The following is an 8,040-nucleotide window of genomic DNA, read 5'->3' as shown; positions in this document are numbered from 1 at the left end:
GTTTCACTTTATAAAAATAAATCTAGCAATCTTAAAAAATATAAGTATTTGAATAAATCAGATGAATATAATGATTCATAGTGTTATAACTGTTAAGATTGTATATTGGTAAATGTAACGAAATATATTTTGGATAGGAGGAGTATTATACATATGAAGAAAAAAAGTCTATTTCGTGTAGCAATGTCAGTCGTGATGACATTTATATTACTCATTTCCATGCTTCCTGTACAAGCTAAAGGAGCAAGCAATGCTGCACCAAAGAATGAAATGCGTGCAGCTTGGATTTCCACTGTGTGGAATATAGATATGAAAGCAGGTATGACGAAAGCTCAATATACAACTTGGGTACGTAATACATTAGATGACTTAAAGGGAAAAAAGTTTAACACAGTTATTTTTCAAGTGAAACCAATGAATGACGCATTATATCCTTCAAAGCTAGCGCCTTGGTCAACATTCATTACGGGTAAAACACAAGGGACGAGCCCTGGATATGACCCGTTACAAATTATGTTAGACGAAGCCCACAGCCGAGGAATGGAACTGCATGCATGGGTGAATCCGTATCGAGTAGCTACATCAGAATCGGCGTACAAAAGTTTATCGCCAGATAATGTGGCTCGTAAACACCCTGAGTGGGTAGTTAAATATGATGGTAAATATTTTCTAAATCCTGGTCTTCCAGAAGTACGTGATTATTTGACTGATACAGTGAAAGAATTAGTATCAAATTATGATATTGATGCTGTACATATGGATGATTATTTTTATCCAGGTAAGGGTTTCCCTGATCAAGAGACGTTCAAGAAATATGGAACTTCATTTAAAAATATAGAAGACTGGCGTCGAGATAATGTAAATGTATTAATTGAAAATTTATATGAATCTATCGAGTCTATTGATTCAAATGTTCAATTTGGTATATCTCCTCGTGGCATTTGGCGTAATAAGTCAAATGATCCAACAGGAAGCGATACGAATGGTTCAGCGAATTATGATAGTTTATACGCTGATACTAGACAATGGATTAAAGATGGAACAATTGACTATATTACTCCTCAAATCTATTGGTCTAGAAGCTTTAAAGCCGCAAACTATTCTATTTTACTAGATTGGTGGAACAATGAAGTTCAAACATATGCGAAGGTTCATCCTGTAAATCTGTATATTGGTGTAGCTGATTATAAGGTAGCCAAAGATTCAGATACGGCATGGAATAACAAAATGGAATTACCAAATCAAATAGTAGCAAATAGAACAAAGGCGAATGTGAAGGGACAAATGCATTTTTCATTAAGTGACCTTCAAAGCAATCGTCTTGGGTATGCTTCTTATATTAAGGACAACCTGTATAATTACACTGCTTTAACACCTGCGGTACCTTGGAAGAACGCTACTGTACCATCAAAGCCAACGACAGTACAAGCAACTGTGGAAGAGACTGGTATTAAGCTAGCAATCAATGATAAAAACAGTTTTAAACCGAAGAAATATGTTATCTATCGTTTTGATGGCGATAAAGAAGGTTCATATACAGATCCAAAAAACATAGTGGATGTTGTTTATAATACGAATGGAAATACAACATTCGTAGACAAGACAGCGAATCCAAAGAACACATATACGTATGGAGTTACAGCAGTATCACCAACAGGTGTGGAAAGCAATGATGCAACTGTTGCAAAAGTAGGAGATATTGAAGAAGTAGTCTATATCTTTAAGGATATTAACTCTGCACATCGTGCGTATAAAGAAATTGCCTATTTAGCAGAAGGTGAAATTGTTGGTGGGGATACGAAAGGATACTATAATCCTAGTCAACACGTAACACGTGCTGAAGCGGCAGCGATGATTGGACGTGCACTAAATCTTGATGGTACACAGAGAAAGACTTCATTTAAAGATGTTAGTTCTAGCAACTTTGCATCCGGATACATTCAATCGGCTGTAGATCAAAAAATTCTGTCTGGTTACAGTGATGGTACATTCAAGCCATACGATAAAATCACTCGTGGTGAGATGGCTGTAATGATCAGTAAAGCGTTTGATTATAACTTTGGTGGATCACTATCTGGAGCTGCTAAAGCTTTAACATCTAGAGGTATTGCACAAGGTATGGCAGATGGTAGTTTCGGTGCTGACTTGAACATTATTAGAGCTGACTATGCTGTATTTTTAGCAAGAGCTATTGATTACAATCTTCGTATAAATAGCCCAGCTATTTCATTTACTGAAAGCATGTCAGTTCAACCGGATTCTTTATCCGTTCGAAAAGGTCCTTCAGATAAGTATGCACAAGTAGGAACATTGAAGAAGAACAATGTTGTAACAATCGGCTACCAAGTAGGAAGCTGGTCACTTATTAAATCAAGTAATAATGTAGTAGGCTTTGTTCCTACTGCTAATTTAGTGAAGTAATATTAAAGAAGGGGCTGTTCGAAAAGTGATTTCAATCACTTTTCGAACGCCCTTTTACGCTTTTTAGCCCTTCGTTATAGGTTACGAGAAATTTGTTATGCTTGCTATGTATCTTTAAAATGCCCACCTTTGGCGCTTTCGGGAAAGATAAAAATCCATTTAAATTAGACGAATGCCTATGTAGAAATCTAAAATACCATTACCTTATGGGACACCCCCTTTGTATGGATGGTCAAGCTTATAATAGTTTACTAACGTCCTAGAAAATGAAGAGAAAAATTCTTCTAAGATTAATATGGGAAAAATAGTAATTAAAAAGTTTTGTGCTTTATCGAGTAAAAGTGATATAATATTGTGTATTAAAATTACGTGTTAGGTAGTTTTTACTTCTTACACTTGTAAAAAGGCTGAATATTCTATTAATTCAGTAAGTAAAACAACATAAATTGAGAGAATATTTAACTGTTTTATATCCAAAATTTGGGGGAACTAGATGTGGCAAATAAAGAGTTGAAAAGAGATTTAAAAAATCGGCATGTACAATTAATTGCTATAGGAGGAACGATTGGTACTGGCTTATTTTTAGGCTCTGGTAAGTCGATTCAATTAGCGGGACCATCGATTATTTTCGCGTATTTAATTGTCGGCATTGCCGTGTTTTTTGTAATGAGAGCTTTAGGAGAATTGTTATTGTCTAATTCAGGCTATATGTCTTTTACAGAATTTGCTGCTGAATATATTGGACCATGGGCTGGATTTGTTACAGGATGGACCTATTGGTTTTGTTGGATTATGGTGGCGATGGCTGATATTATTGCTGTTGGTGTTTACATGCAATACTGGTTTGATATACCACAGTGGGTACCAGCGATAATTTGTTTAATTATACTAATGTGTTTTAATTTATTAACGGTAAAATTGTTTGGAGAATTAGAATTTTGGTTTGCTATTATTAAAGTTATTACAATTATCGCTTTAATTGTTGTTGGGGTTATTTTACTTATTATAGGTTTTAAAACGAATACGGGTACAGTGTCCATTAATAATTTATGGGAACATGGCGGCCTATTTCCAAATGGTATTACAGGATTTTTACTTTCGTTTCAAATGGTCCTATTTGCATTTGTTGGTGTAGAATTAGTTGGGGTTACCGCTGCTGAAACGTCCGATCCTAAGAAGAATATACCTTCTGCCATTAATAAGATTCCAGTCCGTATATTGCTGTTTTATGTTGGGGCTTTATTTGTTATATTATGTATCAACCCTTGGAATCAACTAAGTGCGGCCAGCAGTCCGTTTGTACAAGTGTTCACGCTGGTTGGTATACCAATTGCAGCAGGAATTATTAATTTTGTCGTGTTAACTTCTGCAGCCTCTGCTTGTAATAGCGGAATGTTTTCAACAAGTAGAATACTGTATACGTTGAGTAACAATAAGGAAGCTCCTGCTAAGCTTTCTAAATTGAATCGCAACCATGTTCCAAGTAATGCTTTGTATACTTCGACAATTGTTGTTTCAATAGGTGCGCTAATTAGTAAGCTGCTTCCAGAGCAAGCCTTTACGATTGTTACAACGATTAGTGCGATTTGTTTTATTTGGGTATGGAGTATTATTTTAATATCACATATTAAATATAAAAAAACACGTCCTGACTTACACGCGGAATCGGAATTTAAAGCACCTTTTACACCGTTTATAAACTATGTAGTGTTAGCATTGTTTTTCGCTATATTAGTTATTATGCTATTTGCTGAAGCAACGCGTGTATCGTTGTTGTTGACACCGATTTGGTTTATTATTGTGTTTATTGCTTATAAAATAAAAAAAACCGTATAAATAGAAAGCCGATTTCTTTATGAAATCGGCTTTACATCTTCTAGAGTTAATATATCTATTCTATTAGTTCATTCTTTTCAAAAAAAATGATCGTGTGTATGATAGTACTATCGACGAGATAGGAGTTGGGGATAAGTAATGGTTAAAGCAGTTTTTTTCGATCTAGATGATACGCTTCTTTGGGATCATAAAAGTATTAGAGAGGCGTTCAAAGCAACTTGTGAATACGCAGCAGAGAAGGTTGGCGTTGAAGCAGGTAAGTTAGAAGAAGCGGTGCGTACAGCTGCACAAGAATTGTATGCATCTTATGAAACGTATGAGTTTACGAAAATGATAGGAATTAATCCATTTGAAGGACTTTGGGGTAACTTTGGTGATGATAGCTTAGAATTTCCTAATATGAAAGAGATTGCACCAGGTTATCGAAAAAATGCATGGACACAAGGTTTGAAAGTACTTGGTATCGATGACGCAGAATTTGGTGCAGAGTTAGCAGAACGCTTTCCTCAAGAAAGAAGAAAACTACCATTTTTATATGAAGAAACGTTCCAAGTACTAGACAAGTTAAAAGGTGAATATGCATTATTGTTATTGACTAACGGATCACCGGAATTGCAAAATACGAAACTTGAAATTACACCAGAATTAGTACCTTATTTCGATAAAATCGTCATTTCAGGTGATTTTGGTAAAGGGAAGCCGGACGTTACGATTTTTGAACACGCACTTGAGATTATGAATGTAACGAAAGATGAGGCAATTATGGTCGGAGATAATTTAATGACTGATGTTCTTGGAGCTTCTCGTGCAGGTATGAAATCTGTGTGGATTAATCGTCATGATAAAGAACGAAATGAAGTTGTTCCAACTTATGAAATTAAGCATTTAGAAGAATTATTTTCAATTCTGGAAGATTTAAGAAAATAATATATAGTAAAAGGTACTTCCATTACATCGGGAGTACCTTTTTGTTCAGCTTTGTTTGTCTATATTCAATTGGAGTCATTTCAATTTGTCTCTTAAAGCAGAGATAAAAATTAGACAAGCTTCGGAATCCAGAAAGTGTTGCTATATTTAGTACATTCATTTCGCTTTTAATAAGGAGTTCAGCAGCTTTCTTAATGCGCAATGTATTAATATACTCGATAGGAGTTACATCATATGTTTTAGTAAAAAGCCGAATCAGGTGATTCTGGCTAATGTTTATGCTTTTAATCTCTAACGCTAGTTGATTGTGGTCAGTATAGTATATGTCGTAAATTTGCTTGACTTGCTGAACTAATTCCTGTGTTGGTTCGTAGGAAAGTAGGTCTGGTCGGCAACGTTTGCAAGGTCGTAATCCAAAGGCAACAGCTTGCTCTTTGCAGTCGAAAAAAACGATGTTGTCAAATAGAGGTGTTTTTGATTTGCATGATGGTTTACAATAAATTCCCGTTGTCTTTACACCGTATAAAAACTTTTGATCATAGCTTTCATCACAATCTTTAACGGCATTCCATTTATCGTAATCTGTTAAGTTCATAACATCATCCCTTTTAAAACAAGCTTGTTCTATTACTTATTGTTTCCTAGTTCCCAAATATAGAGTGAAGCAACAGACCCGTACGGAGAATAGCGCTTTTTGTATTTATTAAACTGCTCTTTAGTTAAGTCTTCTAGTCCATACAATCTCATTATTCCTCTACGAATACCGAGATCACCCCAACTTACTATGTCCGAACGTTGCAGGGAAAAAATCAATAACATCTCAGCTGTCCATACTCCGATTCCATTCAAGGAGGATAATTGTTCAATCACTTCTTGATCGGTTAGTTTGGGGAAGTCGGCTAATTGTAATTTTCCATTGATAACCGCATCGCCAATCCCTTTTATATAGTTTGCTTTTCGAGTAGATAAACCGCATTGTTGTATTTCTTCTACTGTAGCATTAGCAATGACCTGTGGAGTTATTGCTCCAAAGCGTTGATTTATTCTGCTCCAAACAGTAGCGGCAGCTTTCGTAGATATCTGTTGACTTACAACACTGCTAATAAGAGCAGTAAATAAATCTGGCGTAACTTTCCGTTCGATCATACCAACTTGTTCAATGAGAAGGGCTAGCTTTTTGTCTTTTTTCTTTAGATATTCGAGTTCGACATCATCATATTTAAATGTTTCCATGTTTTTTCTCCAATTCTAAAAGAAGTATTTTAATGTCAAGACCTCCACCATAACCAACTAGTTTTCCATTTGCGCCTATAACACGGTGACATGGAATAACTACAGGCAATGGATTACGGTTATTAGCAAGCCCTACTGCACGAACGGCCTTTGGATTTTCAATTCTTTCCGCTATGTCTTTATAGCTTCTCGTTTCGCCATAGGGAATTTCCGATAAAGCCTTCCAGACACTTTGCATGAATGGTGTACCATTTGGTGCAAGTGGGATGGTGAAATCTTTTCTTTTTCCTGCGAAATATTCCTGTAATTGTTGTCCGGCTTCTTTAATTAATTTTGTTTCAAATTCAATTAAATCCTCAGGTACGCTCTCAGTCTGAAAATAAATATTCGTTATCGATTGTCCTTCTTGAGCAATTCCTAGTTTTCCAATGTTGGTTTGATAGAAAAATACATTTTTCATAGGTAATAGTCCCCCAATTGTTTCACTTAACTAAGTAAAGTATAGCAAATACTGTTGAAGATAGTCTTACAGTATTTCACCATCTAATTTGTTCTATACTTTAATCGGTATTGTTGTACTTTAGTCGAAACAATTGATGATAAAGAAATTCAGTTTCAGTTACCGTGCATTTCTGCTTATCTTATTTGAATATTTTATCAGAAAAAATATATAATTTAGAAAAAAGGGAAATAGGGTGTACAGAATGGAAATTTTCTCGTTAAGTGGTTCAAGCGGCACGGGTAAAAGCACGAGTGCACTAGCGTTTGCTCATCAGAAAATGATCCCCGCCATTATTGATGATGGTTTATTAATTGTGAATGGGCATAAGGTAGCTGGAACTTCGGCTAAGTTTGAGAAATATTCATTAGCTGCTGTAAAACGTGCTACATTCACTGATGAAGATCATCGTAAAGAAGTACAACAAGCATTGAAGAGTTACTTCATTGGTAAAATTCTTATAATTGGAACATCTGATAGAATGACAAGGTTAATTGCAGAACGTTTAGAGTTGGGAAAAATTCAGCGTTATTATTATGTGGAAGATATTCGTACTTCGAGTGAGATTAAGATGGCGCAATATATAAGAAAGACTGAAGGTAAGCACATCATACCGATTCCTTACAAACAAGTAGAACAAAACTTCTTCAAGAAATTGATTCAAAAAGGAATGGAGATTTTTTCACATAAGAAAGAGCGGATAGGTGAAACAACTATTGTATTCCCAGATTTTCATAAAGGAAGTATACAAATTGAGAAAAAAGTATTTATTGATATTGTTCAACAGATTTGTATTATGAATCCTTATGTTTTGCATTATGATACTATTAAAGTTTCTTTTGAGGAACAATTAGCAGTAAGTTTGAATGTTGGGATTGCCTTTCCGATATCATATGAGATATTCGAAATAATGAAGAAGCTGCAGCTGGAAATACATCAATGCTTCTTGGATCTATTAAGTATTGAAATTACTGCTATTCATATCCATGTGACATCCATAGTAAAGAAGTAAAAATAGTGTATTAGTTAGTTGTGCGCTGAATGAAATATGGAATAACAAAAAACACCTTTTAAGCGAAGGTGTTTTTTGATTGTTTTCAAAAACTTTATCCTGTTCTAACTGG

At 35.0% G+C, this 8,040-nt stretch carries 7 protein-coding genes; 4 read left to right on the top strand and 3 right to left on the bottom strand.

Annotation, left to right across the window (positions count from 1 at the left end; all coding sequences use genetic code 11):
- Positions 1 to 153: 153 nt before the first annotated feature.
- The 3 genes from V7014_RS11680 (at position 154) to V7014_RS11670 (ending at position 5,184) form a co-directional block, all read left to right on the top strand.
- On the top strand, positions 154 to 2,421 hold the full coding sequence (locus tag V7014_RS11680; RefSeq protein ID WP_335507295.1) for a family 10 glycosylhydrolase: 2,268 nt from the start codon (positions 154 to 156) through the stop codon (positions 2,419 to 2,421).
- A 495-nt stretch (positions 2,422 to 2,916) separates the two neighbouring features.
- On the top strand, positions 2,917 to 4,257 hold the full coding sequence (locus V7014_RS11675; protein WP_335507294.1) for an amino acid permease: 1,341 nt from the start codon (positions 2,917 to 2,919) through the stop codon (positions 4,255 to 4,257).
- Between the two features lie 138 nt (positions 4,258 to 4,395).
- Positions 4,396 to 5,184, top strand: coding sequence for an HAD family hydrolase (locus V7014_RS11670; protein WP_335507292.1), 789 nt, complete (start codon positions 4,396 to 4,398; stop codon positions 5,182 to 5,184).
- 22 nt (positions 5,185 to 5,206) lie between these two features.
- On the opposite strand, the gene V7014_RS11665 is transcribed toward V7014_RS11670, so the two are convergent.
- Genes V7014_RS11665 through V7014_RS11655 form a run of 3 tightly spaced genes read right to left on the bottom strand, consistent with a single transcriptional unit; the run spans position 5,207 to position 6,877 of the window.
- Positions 5,207 to 5,779 carry a bifunctional transcriptional activator/DNA repair enzyme AdaA gene (locus tag V7014_RS11665; protein WP_335507290.1) on the bottom strand — a complete coding sequence of 191 codons (573 nt, stop codon included), beginning with the start codon at positions 5,777 to 5,779 and terminating at the stop codon, positions 5,207 to 5,209.
- 32 nt (positions 5,780 to 5,811) lie between these two features.
- Positions 5,812 to 6,417, bottom strand: a complete 606-nt coding sequence (locus V7014_RS11660; protein ID WP_335507288.1) for a DNA-3-methyladenine glycosylase family protein — start codon at positions 6,415 to 6,417, stop codon at positions 5,812 to 5,814.
- Positions 6,404 to 6,877 carry a methylated-DNA--[protein]-cysteine S-methyltransferase gene (locus V7014_RS11655; RefSeq protein WP_335507286.1) on the bottom strand — a complete coding sequence of 158 codons (474 nt, stop codon included), beginning with the start codon at positions 6,875 to 6,877 and terminating at the stop codon, positions 6,404 to 6,406. The genes V7014_RS11660 and V7014_RS11655 overlap by 14 nt, the downstream gene beginning before the upstream one ends.
- Before the next feature lie 244 nt (positions 6,878 to 7,121).
- On the opposite strand from V7014_RS11655, the gene V7014_RS11650 reads away from it, so the two are divergent.
- Positions 7,122 to 7,928 carry a hypothetical protein gene (locus tag V7014_RS11650; RefSeq protein WP_335507284.1) on the top strand — a complete coding sequence of 269 codons (807 nt, stop codon included), beginning with the start codon at positions 7,122 to 7,124 and terminating at the stop codon, positions 7,926 to 7,928.
- Positions 7,929 to 8,040 lie beyond the last annotated feature (112 nt).

Origin of the sequence: Bacillus sp. JJ722, assembly GCF_036963345.1 — a bacterium.
In the GTDB taxonomy this organism is placed as follows: domain Bacteria; phylum Bacillota; class Bacilli; order Bacillales; family DSM-1321; genus Bacillus_AD.
This window is presented reverse-complemented; position numbering and strand designations above follow the sequence as displayed.